Genomic DNA, 24,867 nt, shown 5'->3' on the forward strand with positions numbered 1-24,867 from the left:
ACGAAGCGTCGAGGCACGGGGCTCGACGCTCCCCGGAGCCCCAGCAGTCCGCCTACTAGAATTGCAGCGTTATGACCGAACTGGGTGATCGCGTCGCTGTGCTCGTGCCGGCGTGGAATGAGGTCCGCAACGTCGGACACACCGTGAAAGAGATCCGTTCGGCCGATCCGCTGTACGACGTGATCGTCATCGATGACGGTTCTGTCGACGGAACGGCTTCCGCCGCCCGGGACGCGGGCGCCGAGGTTCTCGTTCTTCCTTTCAACCTCGGTGTAGGCGGTGCCATGCGGACCGGCTTCACCTTCGCCGATCGACGCGGGTATGGTCGCGCGATACAGGTGGACGCCGACGGCCAACACAATCCGGAGCACATCCGCCTCGTCCTCGACGGCCTCGATCGTGCCGACATCTCGATCGGTGCGCGGTTCGCCGACGTGGGCGATTACTCTGTCCGTGGCCCGCGAAAGTGGGCGATGGTCTTCCTTGCTTTCGTGGTGTCCCGGGTCGCGGGTGTGCGGCTGACCGATGTGACCAGCGGCTTCAGAGCCGCGAACCAGCGCGCGATCCGACAGTACGTCCGCTATTACCCGGCGGAGTACCTCGGCGACACCCTCGATTCGCTCGTCGAAGCGGTGCACTCCGGCCTAACCGTGACTCAGGTTCCAGTCGCGATGCGGCCGCGGATGCACGGCAAACCCAGTCAGAACGTCATCGGATCGACCGTGTACTTGGTGAGGTCCGTGTTCGCCATCTCGCTCGCGCTCATGCGCGGCGCGCTACGTCGGAGACCCCGCGCATGATTGTCCCCGTCGGAATCGCCTTCGCCCTCGTCATCCTCGCTCTCATCGTGACGATGTTGATGCGGCGCCACCTTCGCGAGAAGTACGCGGTCATGTGGCTTCTCATCGGCGCCGCCATGCTCGTCCTCGCGTTGTTCCCCGACCTCCTCGGCGCGCTGGCGGGGGTTCTGGGAGTAATCGTTCCCTCGAACCTGCTGTTCGCTCTTGCCGTGGCGCTCTTGATCGGCGTGACGCTCCACCTTTCGTGGGAGCTGTCCCGCGCCGAGGAGGAGATCCGCCGCGTCGCCGAGGAGGTCGCGATCCTTCGCACGGACATGGCGCGTTTGCAATCAGCCGCGAATACCGCGTCCGATCTGCGCTTCCGGGCACACGCCGACCCCGAAGACCCCGAGGAGCCCTCGGCGCCCTGAGCGATACCACCCTCGAGGGAGAGCCCGTGACAAGCCGGACTCGCCGTCGCTCAGGAGGACGTGCCGTACCCGCGAGCCAGCAGGTCCTCGACGATTATGTCCGACGGAGAAGCCGCGACCTCGTCGCTACCGGCTCGATGTGCGTCGGCGTCCTGAAGGAATTGCCGGACGACATCCTGGTCCCACCGTGAGAGCAGGGCGCTGGTGCCCAAGCCCTCATTCCGCTCGGTCGCCATGCGGTGGATGAGGGTCGGGATGCCGAACACCGCCGACTCTTCCTGCACGCCGCCCGAATCGGTCACGACCAGCTGTGCGTTCTGCAGACGCTCCACGAAGGCGGCGTGCTCCAACTTGGGAGCTGTGGTGAGGCGGTCCAAGCCCAGCTCGCCGATGACCTCCTCGATCGCATCGCGCGAATACGAGTCGACTACCACCTGTAAGGCGACCGGGCTCTGATCATTCAATGTCTGCAGTGTGTCCCGCACGAGGGTGAGATTGGAGATGAACTCGAATCGGTGCAGAAGAACGAGACCGTACGGTTCGTCGGAGACGTCCTCACCAGGATTGCCCGCACGTTTTGCGGCGCTATCGCGAACCGCGTCCTTGACCGTGTTGCCCTGGGTCACGATGACGTTGCGACGCCCGGCGAGGTTTCTTGCCGTCTCGTCTGTGGGTGCGTAGTGCACCTCAGCCAGGCGGCCAACGATGCGACGGTCGAGCTCCTCGGGGAAGGGGTGTCGCCAATCGCCCGAGCGCAAGCCCGCTTCGACGTGCGCGACGGGGAGCCCTGCGAGACGTCCGATGAACGTGCCGAGAACGGTGGTCATCGTGTCCCCGTGGACCAGAACGACGCTCGGTCGTGACGCGCGACGCAGTGACCCCAGATTCTTGAGGGTCCACAGGCCGACCGTTGTCATCCAGCCCACCATGTGGACGGGTTTCTTGAGAGGCTTGCCCCTCCATCCGTTCGCGATCACGCGGTCGGGAGCGCGCAGACCGAGCTGCGGCATGGCGGTGCGCAAAGCCTCTGTGTGCTGGAAAGTCACCCATTGCTGGTAAGGGACTTCGCGCGCGTCGAGTCGCCGCATCACGGGGGCGAGCTTGATGGCCTCGGCGGTGGTTCCGTAGATAAAGACGATCATGGGGTCGGTTCTTTCGACGAAGGCGAGAAAGCGGAGCGATGGACGAAGATGCCGCGCACGATACCCGCCCAGAAGGGGCCTGCGAAGGGGACGATGTAAGTCAGGTAAGCCAGGACGGAGCGGCGTGGGGTCCGTTGGACCGCGGCGAGGATCGCGGGTGCCGCCGCCGTGAGACCGCCCGCGGCCAGTATGGCGAGCGCGACGGACGCCCTGCCCCGCAGAACGAGAGACGTCAGCAGGCCCAGCACGACGATGGGGGCGACAGCGAGCCCGAGAAGGATCGCCGATCGAGCGGGAGTCGTCCCCGCGTAGGAGTCGACAAAAAGTGTGCCCCGGTCTCTTGCGTGCCCGAGGAAGCCTCTCACGGTCGTCCGCGGTCTGTAGACCGCAGAGAAACGCGGGTCGATGCGGATTCCGTGGTTCTCCGCGACCCAGCGCAAGATCTTGGTGTCGTCGGATACCAGTGTCGATGCGACGGTGGGGGCAGCGTGATGGAATGCCTCGGTGAGCAGATCGCGGGGTGCGAGCAGGAGGGTCGTGCCCTTCGGGGCGGAGTCGAAATTCTCAGCGGTGAGGACCATCGCTCGTGGACGCCGAAGGTAATGGCCCCAGAACAGTCGAGTCGGTACGTCCCAGAACCGACCGACCAGGGGAGCGGCGGGATCAGTTTCGATGTGAGCATTCCAGACACGCACACCGTCTTGGGCCTCACCCCAGATACGCGCAAGACTGTCCGCTTCGATCAAGACGCGCGAATCGAGAAGCATGACGGTCGATGCGGAGGCGGCTTCGAGGCCCGAGCGACGGGCCTCGAAACGACCGGCGTTGGGCTGGGAGAGCACCGTCACCGGGACGACACTGTCGTCCTGCCAGCCACGGAGGACGGCCACCGTGTCGTCCGTTGATCCGTCGTCGACGACGATCACCTCGGCGGCGACACCGGCGCGATCGATGGCCCCCCGCAGGGCGGTCAGAGTGCTCGGAAGCCATGGGGCGGAGTTATAGGACGGAATCACCACGCTCAAGTCGGGCGAGACAAGGGGGGCGCTCATCGGCAGTCGTCACCCCCGGCGGTCACGGTGCGCTCAGGTCCAGGGCACCATGCCGGATAGCATGAAGTGGGGCAGGGGAACACACACCCAGACTAGCCGTGCCGCCGGCGTCGCTCCTTCTTGCCCTTCTTCTCTCGTTCCCGTCACTCGAGGAGCCCGGATCCATGAGACTCCGCCGTTTGAGCCGCGCCGTTCGCCCGGCCCTCGTCATCGCTGCCGCACTGGTCGCGCTGCTGGCGTGGGCCGTGTCATCCCCTCCCGGATCGAGCCCGGATGACGACTACCACATGGCCAGCATCTGGTGCGGCACGACGGATTCAACGGATCTCTGCGAGCAGACAGGGGTGCCGTCTGAGCGCGCCCTCCCCGCGGATGTTCTCGAAGCCTCGAGCTGCTTCGCCTTCGATCCCGACAAAGCCGCGAATTGCCGCCTCGACGCCGACACGATCAAGCTCAGCACTCGCGGTAATTGGAACGGCGAGGCCTACCCGCCCGTCTATTACTCCGTGATGCATGCCTTCGCCGGACATGATCTCTCCATCTCCATCGTCACCATCCGCGCGGCGAATGCTGTGCTCTACGTCGGCGTCCTCGCGCTCCTTTTCTTCCTGGTGCCCCTCACGGGACGACGAGCTCTCGTCTGGGGGGCTCTGATCACGTCGGTACCTCTCGGCGTCTTCATCGTCGCGAGCGTGAATCCGAGCTCGTGGGCCGTCATCTCGGCGTCCGGACTGTGGGTGGCGGTCTGGGCCTTCTTCGTGCAGTCGGGCTGGCGCAAGGCGGGAGCGGCTGTCCTCACCGTCCTCCTCGTGATCGTCGGCGCCGGTTCTCGCGGTGACTCGGCGGCGTACTCGGTGCTAGCTCTCATCGCTGGCGCAGTTCTCGCCTTCCGCCGCGACCGGAGATACCTGCGCGATCTCCTGCTGCCGGTGGGGCTAGTGGCCGCCTCGGCAGCTCTCTTCTTCACCGCAGGACAATCCGCCGTCGTCGGCGGGGCGACGGTGGTGAAGAATGACACCTACAGCTTCTCCGAACTGCTCTTTATCAACCTCAAGGCACTACCACAGCTTCTGACGGGCTTCCTCGGCACCTGGGGACTGGGGTGGCTCGACACGTACATGCCGGGCATTGTCTGGGTCACGGCTCTGTCGGTGTTCGCCGGTGTGGTGTTCTGGGGGCTGCGTCTTGGCGATGCCCGTAAATGGCTGGCCTTGGCGGGGGTTGGCGCCGGTGTGATCGCGGTGCCGCTCTACATCCTCATGCATGACGGCGTCGTCGTCGGCAACGGAGTGCAGCCGCGCTACGTCTTCCCGCTCATCGTCATGTTCGCCGGAATCGCCGCCTTCGGCTTCGCGCGGTCCTCTCTCGGTATGGGTCGCGTTCAGCTCGGCGTGGCGGCTATCGGGCTCGTCACGGCGAATAGCGTGGCTTTGCACGTCAACCTGCGCCGTTATGTCACCGGCCTCGATCGCGTGGGGGTCAACCTCGACCGCGATATCGAGTGGTGGTGGAATGCGCCGGTGTCGCCGATGGGGCTTTGGGCGATCGGCACGGCCGCGTTCGCCGTGACCGTTGCCCTTCTGCTGTCGATTGCCTGGCCGCGAGTTCCCGTGGCGGACAGCCCGGTGAGTGCTCCGCGTCCCGGCGGGGTCCTGGAGGAGGCGGACACCTTCCGCGTCCGTGTCGACCAGGGCGCGTCCGGATCGGAGGCGGGAGCGCCGACGACGCGGGCGGACCGCCGGGCCCTCCACGGCGGACAATCGTGACCTCGACCGGTCGGTGGGGACACATTCGATCTCATGCCACCGCGTTGGGGTCGGTGGGAGTGGCGAGCGTCGTGGGCGCGGTCGCCGCCTTCGTCTTCCAGATTGTGACCGCGCGCCTGGTCGGTCCGGACGATTTCGGATTGCTTGCGGCGTTCTTCTCGATCGTCAACGTCGCCGCGATCGGCAGCTCCGCCCTCCAGAATTCGGTTGCGGTGCAGACGGCCGCGGGGAGCGAGTCGGTGACCGCCCGCGCCAAGTTGCGCGTACCCGTCGATGCTCTGATCGTGGGCCTGGCCGGCGGCATCCTGGTCCTGGTGCTCTCACCGTCACTGGCCGTTGCGCTCGGTTCGAGCCTCGGCATCGTGGTGGCCGCAGCCGTCAGCATCCCCCTGAGCTTCTTGTTCGCGGCATACGTGGGCCGCATCCAGGGAGCGGGACGCGCCACCGCAGCAGTCGGGTGGTCAACGGCATCCCTCGTCATGCGCGTTCTGATCGCCGTACCCGTGCTTCTGTTGGGGGCCGGGGTGGGCGGCGCCGCCGGGGCGGTGGTCGCGGCTACGGGTTTCGCGACTCTGGGTGCGGCGATTACCGCACGACGGACTCCCTCGCCGCGCCGGTCGATCTTCACGGCGGATGGCACGACCATCATGATCATCACCATTGCCTTGGCGTGGCTGACGAGCGCCGACGTGTTCTACCTGCGCGTTCTCGCTCCGGCCTCCCTCGCCGGGGAGTACGCCTCGGTCGCCGTCCTGGTCAAGGCCTCATCCATCCTGCCGTCTACCTTGTCGCTCTACCTTTTGCCGAGATTCGCGCGCAACAGGGAGAGCGTCGAGCTCACCCGGGTCGGCGTCTTCGCCTCGATCGCCGTCTCGGCGGCGGCGGGCCTTGCGCTTCTCCTCGCCTTCTGGTTGGTGGGCGGCCCTGTGATCGACATCATCCTGTCTGGGAGCTACGCCGGCGCCAAGCCCCTCCTCGTCCCTATCGCCGCGGCCTACGTGCCCTGGATCATCCTCCAGGGGCTGCTCATCCAACTCATCTCCGACGCGTCTCGCGTGGCGGCGGTTACGTTGGTCCTAGGGGTCGGGGCGCAAGCCGCGGTTTTCTTCGGCTTTCTGCCGGATCTCGGTGCCACGCTACTGGCGTTCGGAGCTCTTGGATGGGTCCTGTGCGGCGTGCTCGTCGTCGCCATCATGGTCAGACTCAGACGCGTGTCGTCAGATCGGAGTGTTCGATGAACCGTCGCCGCGAAGGCATCACCGGCTACATCGCCGGGGGCCTGGGCAACCAGCTCTTCATCCTCGGTGCGGCGTGGGAACAGGCGGAGCGTCTCGGAGTTCCGCTGTTCCTGGACCGGTCCCACTTCGGTGTGACGGGCACGCGTGGATTCGAGCTCGACGCACTTCCCACGCCCGCGCAGGTTCTGGGCGCAGGCGAGAGCTGGAGATCGGTGCGTATCTCCTCGGAGCGCGTGCTGCCGCTCCCAACGCGCTGGGGGCGGATCCATCTCGAACGCGATGCGGATCGATACTCCCCATCGATCGATTCCGTCCAGCCGGGAACGACCCTGGTGGGCTATTTTCAGTCGCCGCGGTACTTTCCGACGGTGGGGCCACGTCTGCTGGATGTGATGGAGGGCATGCCCGAGACCGAGGTCGAGGCGGCCGCTCTCGCGCGCATGCGTGACGAGCCGGCCGTCACGCTTCACCTGCGCCGCGGCGACTATCTGGCCGTTCCGTCGGATCGTCAGTTCATCGCGTCGGTCGCGTACGCTCGCCGCGCGCTACGGCTGCTCGACGATCTCGGTGTCCGCCTGCCGGTTCGGGTGTTCTCCGACTCGGTGGATCTGGTGCGTGGCGAGCTCGCCGATGTCGACGCGCAGTTCGACTTCGTCGAAGACGACGGTTCGCTCGGCATCTGGAGCACGATCAAGGCGATGGCGTCAGGATCGGCGATGATCATGAGCAACTCGAGCTTCAGTTGGTGGGCTGCAACTCTGATGGAGCACCGGGGAGGCTCTCCCGTGATCATCGGACCGCGTCCTTGGACATCGGGCGGGACGGCGAAAGCCGATCTGCTCGCGCCCAATTGGATCACCCTCGACGCGCGCTGACCGACCCGGACGACGGAGCCGCCCGGTCCGATGGACCGGGCGGCTCCGTCGTTCTCGGTAAGAGCCTCAGACCGCGAGCACCCCGCGGAAGTACTCCACCGTCCGCTCGAGGCCCGCGCGCAGCGCGATCGTCGGCTCCCAGCCGAGCTCGCGACGGGCGAGGTCGATGTTGGGCTGGCGCTGCTTGGGGTCGTCCTGGGGGAGCGGCCGGTGTTCGATGGTCGAGGGGCTGCCGGTGATCTCGAGCACGGCGTTCGCGAGTTCGAGCATCGTGAACTCGCCGGGGTTGCCGACGTTGATCGGACCGGTCACCGAGTGGTCGGTGTTCATCAGGCGCACCATGCCGTCGACGAGGTCGTCGACGAAGCAGAACGAGCGGGTCTGCGAGCCGTCGCCGTAGATGGTGATGGGCTCTCCGCGCAGCGCCTGCACGATGAAGTTCGACACCACTCGGCCGTCGTTGGGGTGCATGCGGGGGCCGTAGGTGTTGAAGATGCGGATGACCTTGATCGACAGGTCGTGCTGACGGCGGTAGTCGAAGAAGAGCGTCTCGGCGGCGCGCTTCCCTTCGTCGTAGCAGGAGCGGGTGCCGATGGGGTTGACGTTGCCCCAGTAGTCCTCGGTCTGGGGGTGAACGGCGGGGTCGCCGTAGACCTCGGAGGTCGAGGCCTGCAGGATCGGCACACGCAGGCGCTTGGCGAGACCGAGCATGTTGATCGCACCCATGACGCTGGTCTTGGTGGTCTGCACCGGGTCGTGCTGGTAGTGCACCGGGGAGGCGGGGCACGCCAGGTTGTAGATCTGGTCGACCTCGACGTAGAGCGGGAAGGTCACGTCGTGACGCATCAGCTCGAAACGCGGGTTGTCGAAGAGGTGCTCGACGTTGCGGCGGGAACCCGTGAAGAAGTTGTCGACGCAGATGACCTCGTTGCCCTCGGCGAGGAGGCGTTCCGACAAGTGGGACCCGATGAAGCCGGCTCCGCCGGTGATCAGAACTCTGGATGACACTTCCCCACCCTATCAGCGGGGGTCCACGATGCCCGGGGAAGACGCCGGTCAGCGGGTGGTCGACACCATCCGGGCCTGGCCGAACGTCCGACCCAGGGCGCCCTCGAGGCGTCCCACGAACATGGGCCAGCCGTCCAGGAGAGTGATCGGCCGGGGATTGCGCACGCCGTAGAGCAGACCCGCGCCGGTGAACGCCGCCCGCCACCACAGCGGGTAGCCGTGCGTCGCGAAAGCGCGGCCGGTTCCCCGCCCATAGGCGCGGAGCTTGCGGCGACGCTCGGCGGCGCCGAGACCGAAACCGGTCGAGATCCCGTCGACGTGGACGGATGCCGGCAGCCACCGGAAGTCGCGGACGAGACCCGGGTCGTGCGCCAGGGCGCGCAGTAAGAGGTCGGTTCCCTCGGCCACCTGCCACGGTGTCGAGGCTCCCGGCCCCATCCGCTCGTCGAAACCGCCGACGGCGTCGAAGAGGGAGCGTCGCATCAGGATCCCCATCTCGATCACCGACCACACGTTGTACTTGTCGAGAGGGGTGCCCGGCTCGGGAAGCGTCGTCTTCGGTCCGCGCTCGTCCCACGAGGTGAACCCCCCGGCGCGGAAGGTCGCGTCGTCGACGGCGTCGTGCAGGGCGGACACGGTGCCGGCCGGATAGGTCGTGTTGTCGTTCGGGAAGGTCACGACGGCTTCACCGGCGGGGAGGGCCGCCACCCCGGTGTTACGTCCGAGGGAGGCACCTCGTCCCGAGGTCGTCGCCGACACGGCGACGCCGCGCTCGGCGAACTCCGCGGCCAGGGCGGCGACCTCGTCTTGCGCCCCCTGCGCGACGAGGACGACGTGGTCGCCTTCGTGCAGCTGCCCCTCGAGCGATGTCAGAAGGGCGCGGAGGGGATCCAGGCGTCCCAGGGTGGTCACGACGAAACCGATGTTCACCAGACGATTGTGCCTGTCTGAGCGGTCGGGTGGGGAATCAGCGCGCCTCGCGGTCGAGGATCCGGTTCCAGGCTGAGGTCGTGGCATCCCACGTGAACCGCGTCGCGTTGGCGAGACTCGCCTCGGACAGTGTGGTTCGCAGATCGGGGGAGGCGGAGATCTCCGAGAGGAGGGATGCCAGCTCTTGCGGCTGTGTCGGCGCGAAGTACCGCGCGGAATCGCCCAGGATCTCCCGATTGATGGGGATGTCGGATGCCAGGACGGGCGCGCCCAGCCGCTGCGCCTCGAGCGGCGGCAGGCCGAACCCTTCGTGCAGGGACGGCCACACGAACGCATCCGCGCGGGCGAAAGCGGCGGCGAGCTCGTCGTCGCTCACCGGACCGGTCCATCGGATCCGCTCGGGATCGATGCCACGAGAGGCCGCGTGCGGAGCCAGCTCCGGGTCGAGGTTGCCGACGAATTCGACCTCGACGTCGGAGGACTCGGGCAGGAGTGCAAGAGCGTCGATCACCGCGCGGGTGTTCTTGGCCGCGCCGTGACGGCCGAAGGCGACCACGCGCGTTCCGCGGTCGCTCGAAGGCGCCTGTCGGGGTGCGAGAGGGAGGCTGTCCGCCCCCTCGTAGACGACCTCGATGGTCGCAGGATCGACCCCGAATCGCTCGGCGATCTCGCGCTGGGACGCGTGGCTGACGGTGACGAGCCGCTGACCGCGGCGCAGCATCCCGAACCGGACCGCGAACTGCCACTGCACGCGGAACGGCACGGTGAAGTCCTGGGGCCGGATGGCGGGGGCGATGTCGTGGAGCACGGTGATCTGGCGGCGGTACGACACGGGAGCGATGTTCGCCAGATTCAGCAGGAGGGGTGAGCCGTGGCGACGCAGCCACCGGGGCAGCTCGAGCTGTTCCCACGGGGGGCCGGCGAGCCGCCCGACCGTTTCGGTGCGGATTCCCGCCACGCTGGAGGTGTCGGCCGATGCCGGCACCAGCAGCACCACGTCGTCACGCGACTGCGCGAGATGGTGCGTCAGCTCCGTGGCGAAGCGGCGTACTCCGCCGAAGGAGTCGATGAGGAAGCGGCCGTTGACGGCGATGGTCATCGCGCGGTCCTTTCGTGGGGGCGCAGAGCGTGAGGGCTCACGCCGCGGCCTCGGCGGGGGTGTGGCGCAGATCGTGCAGCACCCGCAGGCAGCGGCGGGTGAGCAGGAGAGCCGCGGCTCCCTCGGTGAAGGCGTAGCCGAGTCCCGCACCGATCGGGCCCCAGGCGATGCCGAGGCCGATCATGAGGGGGATTCCGGCCGCCGTGGCGACGAGGGTGGCGCGCATGACGGCGGAGGCCTGTCCCGCCGGGAAGAGCACGAGGCGCGCCACGGCCGTGCGGATTGAGAAGAAGAAGAACACCAGGCCCATGACGAAGAGGATGTCGAAGGGGGCCGGGGCGGCCGGGAGGTAAGCCTGGGTGAGCCAGGGACCGACCAGGGCCAGACCCGCCCATCCGAGCAGACCGGTGGCGGCGGAGAGCCCGATGGCCAGACGCATCCGACGGCCGCGGTGGGGCCCGTGGGCCTCACCGACCCACGCCTGGAGCGCGTTGGCGAGGGTCATCGGGATGAACTGCCCGAGCTTGAGCATCTTGTCGGCCGTCGCGTAGCCGCTGGCCGCCGCGGGGAGCGCGGTGACGTTGACGACGGGGGCGGGCACGCTCGAGTACCCGCTGAGGCCCGCATCGTTCAGCGCCACCGCGAGATTCGTACGGAGGAGTCTCGGCAGATCCCGTGGGCGCGGCCACGGTCCCGGATGCCGCCGCAGCAAGCGCAGCGTGAAGATCGAGGTCCCCACGAGCGTGACGAGGATTCCCGCGAGGGGATAGAGCACGACGACCCCGGTCGTCAGGACGAGTCCGGCCGCGGCGAGGTTCGCCAGAAGACGCGGAGCGGCATCGAAGACGACGATCGTGCGGGGGTCTCCCACCCCGGCGCAGAACCACGTGAACGACAGGGCGATGAGAGCGCCCTGCATCCCCATCAGGATGGTGAGCCACTCCGAACCGGGAGACGCGACGAACCAGCAGATGACGGCGAGCGCGGGGAGAGCGAGGATCGAGATCGACAGACGTACGGCGATCGACTCGCGGTAGAGGCGCGCTCGCTCGTCATCATCGGCGGCGATGGAGATGAGAGCCGGACCGACGGTGGCCCATCCCCAGCCGATCGCGATAGCAGCGAAGGTTCCGATCGACTCGCCCGCTATCGCGCTCGCCCACCCCGCCTGGCCGGCGATCGCGGTGACCGCGGGGAGGGCGATGAGGGGCGAGAGGGCCGCGATCGCGGGGATGAGGAGGAACCCGAGCAGGCGCCGCTTCATCGAGGGTGCGGCCGTCATCGTCGTGCCCCCCGGCGAACGGCATCGAGCACGCCCGCGGTCGCCTCGGCCGCGGCGTCCCAGGTGAAGCGCGACGCCCACCGCTGGGCCTCGGACCGCGCGGCGTCGTCGGCGGGAGTCCGCAACGCCGCCGTGATCGCGGCGCCGAAGGCGTCGGCATCCGTCGCATCGGCGTAGTGAGCCGCGTCGCCGCCGACCTCCCGCAGGACGGGGACATCGTGGGCGAGGACGGGAACGCGCCGGCGCAGTGCATCGACGACGGGGAGGCCGAAGCCCTCGGCGAGGGAGGGGCAGACGTAGAGGGCGGCGGCTTGGTAGAGCGCCTCGAGTTGCTCGTCGCTGACCCAGCCGGGCAGGATCACGTCGCGCTCCAGGCCCAGCCGCGTCACGTCGCCGGCGAGCGGATCGGGCAGGCGGCTGCCCGCGATGACCGTGACGGGTCGATCGGCGGGGGAGATGGTCGCGAGAGCGGCGAGCAGCCCCGGGAAGTTCTTGTGCGGCATGCGGTTGCCGACGCTCAGCACGAGGGGTCGGCCCGCCGGCAGCGCGAAGGGCGACAGGATGCCGTCGGGCTCGGCGACGGGTCGCGGTTCGGAGCTGCCGTTGTGCACCACCGAGATGAGACCGGCGGGAACGCCGAGAAAGCGCTCGATGCTGTGGGCCGCCGCGTGCGACACCGTGATCACACGGTCGGCGGTCTGCGCCGAACGACGCATGAGGGTCGACGTCACCGCGCGCTGCGCGCGGTGGGCGAGGCCGCCGGGCACCTCGTCGTAGATCGCGTCGTGCACGGTGACCACGCGCGGGACGCCGCGGAAGACGGGCCCGAAGTTGGCCGGTGCCCACACCAGGTCGGCCCGGCCCCGCCGCGCGAGCAGATCGGTCGACGCGACCGCGCCGAGGGCCCACGTCGCCGGGTCGGAGCCCACCCACGGCACCGTCTGCACGTGGCCGGGGAAGAAGGCCGACACGCGGTCGGTGCCGGCACGACCGGTCACCGCGGCGAAGCGCGTCTCCGGCAGAAGGCCTGCGATACGGGGCAGCAGTTCGCGGACGTAGGTCTCGGTGCCCCCGCGTGAGCCGGTGAACCCGAGGAGGTCGACGAGGATTCGGCGCTCGGCCATCAGCTCTCGATGACGGCTTCGGGGCGCTGCTCGCGCCGGGGCGTGGTCAGCACGCCCGAGAAGAAGCTCATCATCGCGGTCTGGAAGCCGAGGATGATCAACAGCGCGCTGGGGACGGCGATGCGCACGGCCTGGGCGGCGTTCTGCGCCCCGAAGTCGAGGTTGCCCCACAGAGCCACCTGCACGATGCCGATGACGATGCCGAGGAGGAACAGGCCCACACCGATCAGCAGACCGCGCTCGGCCGACCACTTCGCCACGATGCGCCGGTATCTCTCGCTCGTGGGGAGGAACCCCTCCTGCGTGGCGTAGAGCTTGGTCAACCAGAAGAACAGCAGGGACTGGAACCCGATCACGCACAGCGCGCTCGCGTAGACCATGGTCGTCACGTCGAAGCCCACGTCGCCGATGCGGACCCCGCCGAACGACAGCACGCCGACCGCGATGGCGCCGAAGAAGAAGGCCACGAGACCCGGGTAGACGAAGAGCCAGCGCGGAGCGAACAGCAGGAGGAAGCGCAGGTGACGCCACCCGTCATGCCAGCTGCGCAGGTGCGGCGGGCGCGAGCGACCGTCTTTCTTGAGGGTCGTGGGGACCTCTTCGATGCGGAAGCGGGCGAGCGAGGCGCGCACGACCATCTCGGAGGCGAACTCCATGCCGGTGGTCTGCAGGTCGAGCTCGCGGATACGGGCGCGGTTGAATCCGCGCAGGCCGCAGTGGAAGTCCCGGATGCCGGGCTTGAAGAACAGCTCGCCGATGAACGAGAGCACCGGGTTTCCGAGGTACTTGTGCAGCGGGGGCATGGCGCCCGGCTCGATGCCCCCGCGGAAGCGATTGCCCATGACGAGGTCGGCGCCGGCGCGCAGGCGCTCGACGAAGGGCTCGAGGTTCTCGAAGTCGTAGCTGTCGTCGGCGTCGGCCATGATGATGTACCGGCCGCGGGCCGTCTCGATGCCGTTGATGAGAGCGGCGCCGTATCCGCGACGCGGGGCGTGCGAGACGCGCGCGCCGAGACGCTCAGCGAGGGCCTGCGAGCCGTCGGTGCTGCCGTTGTCGGAGATCAGGACCTCGCCCCGGATGCCGCTGCGCTCGAGGAAGCCCTGCGCCTTGCGGATGCAGACCTCCAGCGTCTCGACCTCGTTGAGGCACGGCATGAGGATCGTCAATTCGACGTCGGACGGTGCGGGAGTGGTCACGGGGTGTCTTCTTTCGTCTTCACCGCGGTCGGTGCGGGCAGCGCGAGGGCTGCGCGGATCCCGTCCACGGTTCGGCGGATGGTGCGTGTGCCGACGGCGGTGTCGTACCAGGCGCGCGAGGTGCGGCGCAGGTCGTCACCGCCGGCGGCGACGTCCCGGATGGCCCGGGCGAGATCGGCGGGGCGGGTGGTGGGGGAGACGACGCCATTGACGCCGTCGTCGATGAGTTCCGTCGCGGCGTTGCCTTCGTCGGCGACGAGGATCACGGGCGTGCCGTGGGCGTTGGCCTCGACGACGACGAGGCCGTACCCCTCGCGCCGCGACGGGTTGGCCAGGGTGAGCGCGCCGTGCAGGAGCGCGTCGAGTTCGGCATCCGACACGAAGCCCGGAAAGTCGGTCCAGTCCTCGCCGCCGACGCGTCGCACCTCGGCGCGCACCGCCTCGGAGCTGGGCCCGGTGCCCAGCACGACCAGGCGGAGGTCGGGGAGGTTCTCGCGCGCCGCCGCGACGGCGGCGGGGAGCACCTCGACGCGCTTGTCGGGGATGTGGCGGCCGACGTACAGCACGTACGGCGGAGTCGCGGCCGACGAGGGGGGAGCCACCTCGGCGGCGCCGTCGATGAGCCCGGGGCTGACGAGGGGCGCACGACGCAGCCCCTCACGACGAAGACGCGTGGCCGAGAGCTGGGAGTGGCAGGTGGCCAGCGGGGTGATCGCGATGGCCGCGCGCTGCAGGACCCAGGCGATCGTGCCGGTGACGACGCCCGAGTACTCGATCCACTGACGGCGGTGCCACACCTCGAGGTAGTCCACCACGAGGCGCGTCCCGGAGCCGAGCAGGGCGAGTCGAGCCGCGAACACATTGAAGATGGGCAGGCCGCTGACGATGACGGCCGCGTAACGGCGGCGGCGGCGCAGGAGTGCGCCGAACAGTCCCGCCGCATAGCGCAGCGCGGCGGGGATGCGGCGGACCCCATCGGCGGAGTAGAGCGAGAGACGGCCGGCGACCGGCACGACGCGGAAGTGCTCTTCCCCCGGGGTCGCGGCATCCCACTGCACGGCGGTCAGGTAGTCGACGTCGAGGCCCGTGCGGCCCAGCTCGTCGGCGAAGGCACGGTACTGTCGCTCGCCGCCGCCGGTGGAGTACGGGAACAGGCAGTCGTAGGCGACCGCCACGGTCGAGGCGCGCGACACGTCAGCACCCCTCGATGCGGAAAAGCCGCGCGGCGGGACCCTGGGAGTCCACGAGCACGAGGTGCGTGCCGGCAGTGAGGTCCTGAATGCCGTTGTATTCCGCGGCGCCCGCCGGATTGATGACGTCCTGGGTGCCGAAGTCGAGCACGTAGTCGATGCCGAGCTCGTCGACCGTGCGGCACACGGCCGGGTCGGAGTCGATGTCGCGCAGATGAGCGTTGAGGAAGAGCAGCTCGGGGGAGGGGTTGCCGAAGACGTGCTTCTGGGTCACCTGGCGGTCGGCGAAGGCGAGAGCGAGAGAGGCACCCGTCCGGGGGCTCCCGGCGATGAGGGCGTCGGGGGGCGTCTCGTCGTCGAGGCGTTCGAGCAGGGCCTCTTCGTCGGATGACAGGATCAGGGAGCTGTCGGTGTAGGCGTAGGCCTCGTGCACCTGGCTGAGCGCGATGCGCACGTTCGGCCCGATCGCGACCGAGAACACGGCGGCGACGCCGACGACGACGGCGCCGACGTGGAGCCATCCCGGCACGCGTCGACCACGAACCCCCGCTCGGACGAGATCGACGATCGCGAGAGCGCCGAGGGTGGCGACGGGGATGGCCACCAGCGGCAGGAGCGCGGCGAGCCGGTTCGAGTCGTTGTACCAGGGGTTGGTGAGCAGCTGACGCAGGGGACTGTCGATGCGCAGGCCCGAGGCCACGGCGAACAGCAGCACGGCGACGGCGAAGGGAGCCAGGACCGGTAGCAGACGCGGGCGGCGCGCAACGGCGATGAAGCCCGCGATCAGCAGCAGGGATGCGACCACGGTCGGGGTGAACCCGCGGGGCGCGGCGAACAGGCCCTCGCCGAGCGACTGCGACAGCTGCTGCCACGGGGCCCAGCCCGAGTGCTCGGCCCCCGTGCGGAAGACCGCGACGGTGCCCGCCATCGCCACGGCGAAAGCGACGACCGAGATCAACAGCCCGAGAAGAGCTCCGCGGGTGCGGTCGGTGATCGCGCGCACCGCGAAGGTGGTGACCACGACGGCGGCGGCGAAGAACAACAGACTCAGGAACGCGTTGGGGTGGCCGAGGAAGGTCCCGCCGGCCAGCAGGGCGACGAGGAGAGCCGAGCGTACCAGGGCGGGCGCGCCGCGCTCTGGCAGCATCGTCACGATGACCGCGAGGGCCGCGGGGAGCATCGCGTAACCGACGAGGTTGGGGTACAGCACGCCCCAGTTGAAGAACAGGGCGGGGAAAGCCCCGAACCCCGTCGACAGCGCGGCGGAGACGACATAGGCGGTGCGGCGCTGGGCGAAGAAGGCCCCGGCGAGAGCCATCGCTGAGGCGGGCCAGAGGATCGACACGATCGCCAGGTTCGATCCGTTCACCGCGACGGGGACGCTCGCGCCCGTCAACTCGGCGCCGAGGGTGGTGAGGGCGTGCCAGGCGTTCGGATAGAAGCCGATGTCGGAGGTCGACCCGATCTGGAACGGCGAAGCGCTGCCGTTCTGCAGGCCGAGGGCGATCGCGTTCAGGTGGACGATGTTGTCGAAGCGCTGCGCGATGTTGCCGGGAGCGCCGAACGCGCGAGCGAACATGACGGCGCTGACGAGGGCCGTCGCCGCCAGCGACAGCAGCGCGACCAGGCCGGTCCGGCGTGCGGCGGGAGCGGCGTCGACCCCGGCGAAGCGGCGGAGGACGAGCGCGATGCCGACGACCAGGAGCGTGACCAGGGCGAGGGGGATCAGGTTCCACCGCAGACCCACGAGGGGAGCGACGGATGCCGCGGCGGCGGCGATCGTGACCGAGATGGCCGGGGCGAGGAGCAGGCGCTGAGGGCTCCGCCAGCCCCAGCCTGCGACGACCACGGCGGCGCCGGGGATGATCAGGACGGCAGCGACCGCGAGGTACGCCGGGACCGCGCTGATCCAGTCACCCATGCAATTCCGTCTCCGTCCGCGGCCGTTTCGACACGCCATCGTATCGGACGGTCTCTGCGGGGCCGCTGAGCGCGGCCGCGGGGGCTCGGATGCGCCCCGGGTAGTATCGAGCGGACGTCTCCCGCGGGGTCGTGCCCCCACCCTCGACACGAAAGACGCAGCATTTCATGGACCTCCTCATCGTCGGTTCCGGCTTCTTCGGCCTCACCATCGCCGAGCGTGCCGCCGCCGCGGGCCGCAAGGTCACGGTCATCGACCGCCGTCACCACATCGGCGGCAACGCCTACTCGGCGGACGAACCCGAGACGGGTATCGAGGTGCACCAGTACGGTGCTCACCTCTTCCACACCTCCAACCCGACGGTGTGGGAGTACGTCAACCGCTTCACGCAGTTCACGAACTACGTGCACCGCGTGTACACGACCCACAAGAACGTGGTCTTCCCCCTGCCGATCAACCTCGGCACCATCAACCAGTTCTTCCAAGCCGCGTACACGCCTGACCAGGCACGCGCGCTCGTGCACGAGCTCGCCGGGGAGTTCGATGCGAAGGATGCCGCGAACCTCGAGGAACGCGGGATCGCCCTGATCGGTCGGCCCCTGTACGAGGCTTTCATCCGCGACTACACCGCGAAGCAGTGGCAGACCGATCCGAAGGACCTGCCCGCCGAGGTCATCTCGCGCCTGCCCGTTCGCTACACCTACGACAACCGCTACTTCAACGACACGTGGGAGGGTCTGCCCGTCGACGGCTACACCGCGTGGCTGGAGCGCATGGCGGACCACCCGAACATCGACGTCAAGCTCTCCACCGACTACTTCGACGAGTCGCAGCCGCTGAACAAGAAGGCGACCGTCGGCCAGGTGCCCGTGGTCTACACCGGGCCCGTGGACCGCTACTTCGACTACGCCGAGGGCGAGCTGTCGTGGCGCACCCTCGACTTCGAGCAGGAGGTGCTGCCGATCGGCGACTTCCAGGGCACCAGCGTGATGAACTACGCCGACGCCGACGTGCCGTACACGCGCATCCACGAGTTCAAGCACTTCCACCCCGAGCGCGCCGACCGGTACCCGACCGACAAGACGGTCGTCGTGCGCGAGTACTCGCGCTTCGCCACGCGCGCCGACGAGCCGTACTACCCGGTCAACACCGCCGACGACCGCGCGGGCCTGCTGGCTTACCGCGAGCTGACCAAGGGCGAGCGCGACGTGCACTTCGGTGGGCGTCTGGGCACCTACCAGTACCTCGACATGCACATGGCCATCGGTTCCGCCCTGTCGATGTGGAACAACCAGCTCGCGTGATGTCCTCGTGCAGCTGACCCTCGGGTCGCCCACCCGCCCCGTGCCCGCACAGCGGGAGACCGAGGGGCGTTGGGCGTACCGTCGCGACATCGACGGGTTGCGCGCCGTCGCCATCCTGCTGGTCGTGTCGTACCACGTGTGGTTCGGCCGGGTCTCGGGTGGCGTCGACGTCTTCCTGATGCTCTCGGCGTTCTTCCTCACCCGCGGGTTCGTGCGCCGGATGGCGGGCCCCGCCCCGGTGCGTCCGATCCGACACCTGCTCGGTGTGTTCCGGCGGTTGCTGCCGGCCGCGGCCGTGACCCTGGTCGGCATCCTGGCGGTGGTCTGGACGCTCTACCCCGAGACCATGCACCGCTCGATCGCCGAGCAGGCGTGGGCCTGCCTCGGCTACGTGCAGAACTGGTTCCTGGCCGCCGAGGCGGTGGACTACTACGCGCGCACCGATGTGCCAAGCCCGCTGCAGCACTTCTGGTCGATGTCGGTGCAGGGGCAGGCCTTCGTGTTGTGGGTGATCCTGCTCTGGGCGTGCCAGATCGTGGTCCGGCGTCGCGGATGGTCTGCCGATCGCGTGGTGGGGGTGGTCTTCGGCGCCGTCTTCGCGAGCTCGTTCGTCTACTCGGTCGTGCGCACCGCGTCGGCGCAGCAGCTCGCCTACTTCGACACCGGGGCGCGACTGTGGGAGTTCGCCGCGGGATCCCTGCTGGTCATCGCGTTGCCCCGTGTGAGGTTCGGCGCGATCGCCCGCACCTTGATCGGGTGGGCGGGCCTCGTCGGACTTCTCGTGCTGGGTGCCGTACTCGACGTCCAGGGCGGTTTTCCCGGGTTCCTGGCGCTGTGGCCGGTGCTGTGCGCTGCGGCCATCGTGGTGTCGGGATCGGGCGAGACCGGGCGGTTCTCGCTCGCGCGTGTGCTGTCGTCGCGCCCGCTCCAGGCCGTGGGGCGCGATGCCTATGCGCTGTATCTCGTGCACTGGCCGATTCTGGTGACCTTCCTCGTCGTGAACGGCCGCACCGAGGTGGGCTTGGTGGGCGGCGCGGGGATCATCGTGCTGTCGCTGCTGCTCGCGCGGCTGTTGACCTGGGCCGTCGACCGTCCCGTGCGTGCCTGGCGGAGGACCGACACTTCCGCTCTGGTACCGGTGGTGGTCCTCACGGTCGCCGTCGCCGTCGTGGCCGTTCCCGTCGGAGCCTGGCAGGCGTCGGCCTGGGTGCAGGAGCGCGCGATCGAGGCTCGGGCGCTGCAAGCCAATCCCGGGGCCGCCGTGCTGCGCGATCCTTCGTTGTCGAAACCTCCGGCCGACGCCCCGCTGCTGCCGCTTCCGACCCTGATCGACGACGAGTGGGTCCACTTAGACCGCGAGTGCTCGGGGGAGTGGGCGAACGATGTCGAGATGCTGCGCGGGACCTGCTCCGAGACCACCGGCACCCCGCGGGCCCGCCACACCATCGCCGTGATCGGCGACTCGCACGCGCAGCAGATCACGAGCGCCCTGCTTCCGGCGGCCGAGGCGAACGGGTGGGGCGTGGTCTTCCTCATCAAGGGGGGCTGCTCGATGGGTCTCGACGAGCCGGGCATGGACGAGCGCTGCGACGGGTGGCGCGAGGCGGCCATCGAGCTCGTCGAACGAGTGCGACCCGATGCGGCGCTGACGGTCGTGACGCGCTCGGATGCCGGGGAGGACGACGAGCGACTGCGCCCGGGAATCGAACGCTTCCTCGACCGGATGGACGGCGCGGGGGTGCCGGTGCTGGGCGTCCGCGACAACCCGCGCTTCGCCTTCAACATGTACGACTGCGTGGTCGGGTCCGACGATCCGCTCGACTGCGCGGTTCCGCGGTCGGCATCGCTCGCCGATCGGAACCCCGCCGACGACCTCGACCGCCCGGGTCTGCACCTCGTCGACCTCACGCCGTGGATCTGCCCCGACGACCTCTGCGTCGGCGAGATCGGGAACGTCGCGGTCTATCGCGACGACAACCACCTCAGCCGCCTCTATGCGCGTACGCTCAGTCCGTCCCTGGCCGAGCAGCTTCCGGCCACGATCGGCTGAGCCGCGGATGCACAGGCGTCCCGCGTCGCGTCAGCGCGGACGAGTCAGCCGACGGGCTGCGACTGCTCGAGCGGCGGCATCGGCTTCCACGAGGAGTCGCGCAGGATGCGTCGGCCGTCGCGGAGCCCACGGAACAGGTGGCTCGTGCCGGTGATCTTGTGTTCGACCACGACGAGGCGGATGAGTTCCTTCACGAAGGTGAGCGTCGTCCCGAGCGTGAAGGGCAGGGCGCGGTAGACGCCGAGCGCGCGGTAGTACTTCTGCAGGTAGGCGCGATTGCGCATGATGTAGTACCGGTACGCGTCGCTCGACGCGTTCATGTGCCGGATACCCATGTCCCACTGCTTGATCTCGCGGGTGCGACGCAGCACGAACTCGTTGACGATCACCGAGGGCGTCTGGCGCGAGGCCAGCCAGCCGTACAACTGGTCGTCCCAGTAGATGAAGAAGCGCGGATCGGGCAGGCCGATCTTCGCCACGATGTCGCGGTGGATGAACATGCCCTCGAAGCAGCCCGAGTTCATCGGCTTGAACCCGGAGTCGTCGAAGGCGGCGGGGGCGAAGGGAATCGGGATCGCCATCGACTCGGCGACGCGGTACTGCCAGTAGAACTCGCTGCCGTCGTAGTCGTAGCGACGGCCCTGGATGCTGCGGAAGCGCGGCGTCCAGTGCCCCATGCGAGCGAGCCCGTCGGTGACCACCTCGACGTCGTCGTCCATGAGCCAGATCCATTCGGATCCGAGCTCGTAGGCCGTGCGCATCCCCTCGCTGAATCCGCCCGAGCCGCCGGTGTTGGTCTCGAGCCGCCGGTAGACCAGCTCGGTGGGCAGGCGATCGCGGAACGACTCGACCACCGCGGTGGTGTCGTCCGTCGAGGCGTTGTCGATCACGACGAGGTGACCGGGCGCCGGGTCCATGCGTTCGATGCTCTCGAGGAGCCGCGTCAGCAGGTGCGTGCGGTTGTAGGTGACGACGACGATGGTCGCGGTCTTCGGGTCGAACGGGGCCGTGGTCACGGACGCTCCTCGAAGGTCGCGCGCCAATTGGCCTCGGAGACGAGGTCGGGCAGGGCGCTGCGGTACTGACGGGACAGGCGGGGCCACTCGCGCTGGAGGCGGCGGTGCAGCTTCCAACTGTCGACGAGCATCCGACGGAACAGGGCGCGATCGCGCGTGTAGATGTTCTTGCCGGAGCCGTCTGCGGCGCTCACGAGGGCACTGTCGTAGAGCGGGACGCGCCACCAGTGCGCATCGCCCTTGCCGAACTCGACCTCGGGCTGGCTGACGTTCTCGGGCTTGGGGGTGTGGAACCAGTGCGACACGAGCGTGCGCGCGGTGAAGGTGCGCAGGTCCAGACCCGTCGGGCTGTCGAACTCGTGCTTCTTCAGGCGCTTGAACACCTGGCGTCCGCGGCGCGAGCGCAGGGGCACGCCGGAATCCTTGTGCACGACGGTCTCGGGGTGCTTCTTCGCCACCGTGCGGGCGTCGGGCATGGCCGTGGCGAGATTCGCACGCATGTGGTCAGGGCCGGAGAGCACGTCGCGCAGGGCGCGGTGACGCAGCTCGACCGGGTAGTACTGCATCATCATGAGGTGCTTGAGGTCGACGCGTCGACTGTGCCGGATGAGGGTCCCGCCCTGCGGTGAGCGCGAGTGCAGGAGCGCGGCGACGATGCGGTTGCGGGCGTGGAAGTACGCCTGCCAGTCGATCGAGTCGTCCTTGCCCAGCCACGAGACGTGCCAGAGCGCGACACCGGGCATGGAGACCGTGGGGTAGCCGGCATCCCGAGCCCGAACGCAGAACTCGGCGTCGTCCCACTTGATGAAGGCGGGCAGCGCTAGGCCGATCTCGCGCAGGATGCTGGTGGGGATGAGGCACATCCACCAGCCGTTGTAGTCGGCGTCGAGGCGCATGTGCAGCAGGGGGCTCTGGCGCAGGTTGGCGACGCTGAAGTCGTGGGGGAGGCGCTCCTGGAACAGGGCGCGCCACATGAAGGGGGCGTCGTCGACGACCTCTGCCCAGGCGTGGAGCTTGGGACGGTCGAGCAGGTCGAACATGTGGGCACCGACGATCGTCGGCACCGAGGCGTACCGACCGAACACCACCGAGCGGCGGATCGACTCCGGCTCGATGCGCACGTCGTCGTCGAGCAGCTGCACGAAATCGCTGCCTTCTCGGGCGAGGGTCTCGACCATGGCGCGGGCGAAGCCGCCGGAGCCGCCGAGATTGGGCTGGCGCAGCACCTGGAGGGTGTCGCCGAGGCGCTCGGCGACCGCCGGGTAGCCGTCTTGCGCTTCGACCAGGTCGGTGCCCTGGTCGATGATGAACACCCGGTCGACGACGTCGAGGACATCGGGGGAGTCGGCGAGGGCGTTGAGCGTCTCGACGCAGTAGTCGGGCTTGTTGTAGGTCGTGACGCCGATGCTCGCCTTGCCGCCGCGGACGGGCTCCTGCTCGGTGGTCCACTCGGCGCCCTCGAACATCGCGTCCGCGCGGTCGGCGGCGACGTCGAACCAGATCCAGCCGCCGTCGCTGTACTGATCGAGCACGAGGTCGAACGAGGTCGCGACGGCGTCGCCGCGCACCTCGCGCGTCTCGATGCGCTGCTTCGTGCCGCCGCCGTTCGAGCGGTACACGAGCACCGTGGCATCCCCCGAGGTGCGCACCGTCAGGCGTACCTGGCGGACGCCCGTCCAGTGCTGCCAGTACGAGGCGGGGAAGGCGTTGAAGTAGGTGCCGAACGAGACGCGACGGCCCGCGACGATGCGGGCGCGGTGGCGGTCGAGGATGTTGCTGAGCTGGGCGACGTTGGTGACCCGTACCGGCTCTTCGTCGATGGTCGACCACGTCTCGGGGTCGACGTACAACGGGAGGAGGTCGGGGTCGCGGTCGAGCGGCAGCACGGCGTTCTGCAGGGTGTACGTCACGAAGAGATCTTTCGGTCGAGGAGCCGCGGCCGCGGACGGCCAGCGGGCAGTCTACCGGGCCCGGGTCCCGTCACCCTGAGCGTTCGGCGCCCCCGCCGCGCGGCTCAGGGCGTCGGTCGTTGCAGCTCGCCGCGCTCGATCGAGATGCTCTGCTCGCTCGGGCCGACGCCCACGAGCGGGGTCTGCTTGATCTTCGCGCCGAAGAGGATCACGAACATCCAGCCCCACAGCAGCAGGGGGCCGGAGTCGGTGAGCCCCTGCACGACGAGCAGCGCACCGACGAGGGTCGGCAACAGGGTGAGGGGGGAGTGCGGTCGATCGTCCCGCAGATCCCAGCGCGGCCGGTCGACCGCGAAGAACCACGAGCGCCACAGGTACGCGAGGTACACGAGCGCCAGCAGCGCCACCCCCACGGCGCCGAGCTGCAGGTAGGTGTCGAGCCACATGCCGTGCGCCTGGGTGACCGGCTGCCCGCGGTCGACGATCCACCCGCCGAGGAGCGGTTCCGAGGTGACCCACGGCGTGGAGAAACCCCACCCGATGAGCGGATGCCGATCCGCCCGGGCCAGCACGTCGGCCCAGATCCCCTCGCGGCCGATGAGGTCGGCACCGCGGCCCAGCACGCCGAAGATCGTGTCGCGCCCGAACCACAGCGTCGCGCCGCCGCCGAGGCCGATCGCCGCGTACAGGAGGTACCAGCGCGTGCGCTCGCCGGGGCGGCGCGCGGTGCGCATGACCAGCACCGTGCCGAGCACGAGCGCGACGAAGGCCGCGGCGATGACCCCCGTGATCGACTCCGCGCGTACGAAGAGGAAGCCGGCGACGACGATCCACACCACCAGCAGTGCGCGGCGCGGCGCACCGACGGCCAGTCGCACGCCGAAGACGATGACCGCGACGAGCATCACCGCGGCCAACAGGTCGGCGTCGCCGAAGATGCCCTGGATCCGGCCGCCCGTGAGCAGGGCGCCGCGAGACCAGGGGGCGACCGCGGGCTCGGTCGGTACGACGAACCCCGGCAGCAGCGGACCCCGCACGATCACCGACACCGCGAGCTCGAACAGCACCGAGAGCCCGACGACCCACTTCGCCGCCGACGCGATCGCGCGCACGACGTCTCTCCAGGTGAGCACAGCCCCCACGAACAGCGCATGGAGAGTCGTGACCCACAACAGAAGCAGTGTCAGCACCGATGCCGCGGGCCAGGCGCTCCACAGCACCGACGCCGTCGACCAGACGAGGTAGCCCGCCGCGATCCACGGCAGACGCCGGACGGCGAGGGGCGGGCGCACGACGACCCAGACGACGACGGACACGACGGCGGTCGCCGCGACGACGACGGCGGTGGCGACCGGGCCCACGGCGTTCACGAGACCCACGCCGCCCAGGGCGAGGACGAGGAGGAACACGCACCATGCCCGCAGCAGCAGATGCCCCGTCGTCTCGCGCGCGGGCGCCGACGGCAGCGCCGACACCGGGTGACTCGTGTGCATCGCCATGGTGTGTTCAGGGTAGCGGTCGGCATCCGTCGTCGTCGGGTGAGCGCATTATGCT

The 24,867-nt window shown here is 69.0% G+C and carries 20 protein-coding genes; 7 read left to right on the forward strand and 13 right to left on the reverse strand.

The genetic code is table 11. The features are described 5' to 3' along the window. Positions 1-71: 71 nt before the first annotated feature. Both OVA17_RS09780 and OVA17_RS09785 read left to right on the forward strand, forming a co-directional pair. A complete protein-coding gene (locus tag OVA17_RS09780) occupies positions 72-800 on the forward strand; it encodes a glycosyltransferase family 2 protein (protein WP_267786362.1) in 729 nt (242 codons plus the stop codon). Then, entirely contained in the window at positions 797-1,210 is a 414-nt protein-coding gene (locus OVA17_RS09785) for a DUF2304 domain-containing protein (RefSeq protein ID WP_267786363.1), read from the forward strand. The genes OVA17_RS09780 and OVA17_RS09785 overlap by 4 nt, the downstream gene beginning before the upstream one ends. Positions 1,211-1,260: 50 nt before the next feature. On the opposite strand, the gene OVA17_RS09790 is transcribed toward OVA17_RS09785, so the two are convergent. After that, positions 1,261-2,352: a UDP-N-acetylglucosamine 2-epimerase gene (locus OVA17_RS09790; RefSeq protein WP_267786364.1), complete on the reverse strand. Its 1,092-nt coding sequence runs from the start codon at positions 2,350-2,352 to the stop codon at positions 1,261-1,263. Beyond that, entirely contained in the window at positions 2,349-3,404 is a 1,056-nt protein-coding gene (locus tag OVA17_RS09795; protein ID WP_267786365.1) for a glycosyltransferase family 2 protein, read from the reverse strand. Before OVA17_RS09795 ends, OVA17_RS09790 begins: the two co-directional genes overlap by 4 nt. Before the next feature lie 164 nt (positions 3,405-3,568). Between OVA17_RS09795 and OVA17_RS09800 the strand changes: the two genes are divergently transcribed. Genes OVA17_RS09800 through OVA17_RS09810 form a run of 3 tightly spaced genes read left to right on the forward strand, consistent with a single transcriptional unit; the run spans position 3,569 to position 7,283 of the window. After that, positions 3,569-5,170, forward strand: a complete 1,602-nt coding sequence (locus OVA17_RS09800) for a DUF2142 domain-containing protein (RefSeq protein WP_267786366.1) — start codon at positions 3,569-3,571, stop codon at positions 5,168-5,170. A gap of 59 nt (positions 5,171-5,229) precedes the next feature. Next, positions 5,230-6,408, forward strand: a complete 1,179-nt coding sequence (locus OVA17_RS09805) for a lipopolysaccharide biosynthesis protein (protein ID WP_267786367.1) — start codon at positions 5,230-5,232, stop codon at positions 6,406-6,408. Then, positions 6,405-7,283: an alpha-1,2-fucosyltransferase gene (locus OVA17_RS09810; RefSeq protein ID WP_267786368.1), complete on the forward strand. Its 879-nt coding sequence runs from the start codon at positions 6,405-6,407 to the stop codon at positions 7,281-7,283. The genes OVA17_RS09805 and OVA17_RS09810 overlap by 4 nt, the downstream gene beginning before the upstream one ends. Positions 7,284-7,349: 66 nt before the next feature. Here OVA17_RS09810 and OVA17_RS09815 read toward each other — a convergent pair whose 3' ends face one another. The 8 genes from OVA17_RS09815 to OVA17_RS09850 are packed head-to-tail and all read right to left on the reverse strand — an operon-like array spanning position 7,350 to position 17,033. Next, entirely contained in the window at positions 7,350-8,291 is a 942-nt protein-coding gene (locus OVA17_RS09815; protein WP_267786369.1) for a UDP-glucuronic acid decarboxylase family protein, read from the reverse strand. Between the two features lie 48 nt (positions 8,292-8,339). Next, a complete protein-coding gene (locus tag OVA17_RS09820; protein ID WP_267786370.1) occupies positions 8,340-9,221 on the reverse strand; it encodes a glycosyltransferase family 2 protein in 882 nt (293 codons plus the stop codon). Positions 9,222-9,258: 37 nt separating this feature from the next. After that, the gene (locus OVA17_RS09825) at positions 9,259-10,320 is read right to left on the reverse strand and encodes a glycosyltransferase family 4 protein (RefSeq protein ID WP_267786371.1); all 1,062 of its coding nucleotides are present in this window, start codon (positions 10,318-10,320) and stop codon (positions 9,259-9,261) included. Positions 10,321-10,357: 37 nt separating this feature from the next. Further along, a complete protein-coding gene (locus OVA17_RS09830) occupies positions 10,358-11,602 on the reverse strand; it encodes a lipopolysaccharide biosynthesis protein (RefSeq protein ID WP_267786372.1) in 1,245 nt (414 codons plus the stop codon). Continuing rightward, the gene (locus tag OVA17_RS09835; RefSeq protein WP_267786373.1) at positions 11,599-12,726 is read right to left on the reverse strand and encodes a glycosyltransferase family 4 protein; all 1,128 of its coding nucleotides are present in this window, start codon (positions 12,724-12,726) and stop codon (positions 11,599-11,601) included. The genes OVA17_RS09830 and OVA17_RS09835 overlap by 4 nt, the downstream gene beginning before the upstream one ends. Next, the gene (locus tag OVA17_RS09840; RefSeq protein WP_267786374.1) at positions 12,726-13,922 is read right to left on the reverse strand and encodes a glycosyltransferase family 2 protein; all 1,197 of its coding nucleotides are present in this window, start codon (positions 13,920-13,922) and stop codon (positions 12,726-12,728) included. The genes OVA17_RS09835 and OVA17_RS09840 overlap by 1 nt, the downstream gene beginning before the upstream one ends. Then, positions 13,919-15,115: a glycosyltransferase family 4 protein gene (locus OVA17_RS09845; RefSeq protein WP_267786376.1), complete on the reverse strand. Its 1,197-nt coding sequence runs from the start codon at positions 15,113-15,115 to the stop codon at positions 13,919-13,921. The genes OVA17_RS09840 and OVA17_RS09845 overlap by 4 nt, the downstream gene beginning before the upstream one ends. Position 15,116: 1 nt before the next feature. After that, positions 15,117-17,033: a DUF6541 family protein gene (locus OVA17_RS09850; RefSeq protein WP_267786377.1), complete on the reverse strand. Its 1,917-nt coding sequence runs from the start codon at positions 17,031-17,033 to the stop codon at positions 15,117-15,119. Positions 17,034-17,200: 167 nt separating this feature from the next. On the opposite strand from OVA17_RS09850, the gene glf reads away from it, so the two are divergent. Next, positions 17,201-18,337 carry a UDP-galactopyranose mutase gene (gene glf / locus OVA17_RS09855; RefSeq protein ID WP_267786378.1) on the forward strand — a complete coding sequence of 379 codons (1,137 nt, stop codon included), beginning with the start codon at positions 17,201-17,203 and terminating at the stop codon, positions 18,335-18,337. 7 nt (positions 18,338-18,344) lie between these two features. Next, on the forward strand, positions 18,345-20,387 hold the full coding sequence (locus tag OVA17_RS09860) for an acyltransferase family protein (protein WP_267786379.1): 2,043 nt from the start codon (positions 18,345-18,347) through the stop codon (positions 20,385-20,387). A 44-nt stretch (positions 20,388-20,431) separates the two neighbouring features. Here OVA17_RS09860 and OVA17_RS09865 read toward each other — a convergent pair whose 3' ends face one another. The 3 genes from OVA17_RS09865 to OVA17_RS09875 all read right to left on the reverse strand — a co-directional run bounded on the left by OVA17_RS09865 (position 20,432) and on the right by OVA17_RS09875 (position 24,812). Continuing rightward, on the reverse strand, positions 20,432-21,403 hold the full coding sequence (locus tag OVA17_RS09865; RefSeq protein WP_267786380.1) for a glycosyltransferase family 2 protein: 972 nt from the start codon (positions 21,401-21,403) through the stop codon (positions 20,432-20,434). Beyond that, complete coding sequence (locus OVA17_RS09870) at positions 21,400-23,313, reverse strand: glycosyltransferase (protein WP_267786381.1); 1,914 nt, start codon at positions 23,311-23,313, stop codon at positions 21,400-21,402. The genes OVA17_RS09865 and OVA17_RS09870 overlap by 4 nt, the downstream gene beginning before the upstream one ends. A 104-nt stretch (positions 23,314-23,417) precedes the next feature. After that, positions 23,418-24,812, reverse strand: a complete 1,395-nt coding sequence (locus OVA17_RS09875; protein WP_267786382.1) for an O-antigen ligase family protein — start codon at positions 24,810-24,812, stop codon at positions 23,418-23,420. Positions 24,813-24,867 lie beyond the last annotated feature (55 nt).

Source organism: Microbacterium sp. SL75, from assembly GCF_026625865.1.
Taxonomy (GTDB): domain Bacteria; phylum Actinomycetota; class Actinomycetes; order Actinomycetales; family Microbacteriaceae; genus Microbacterium.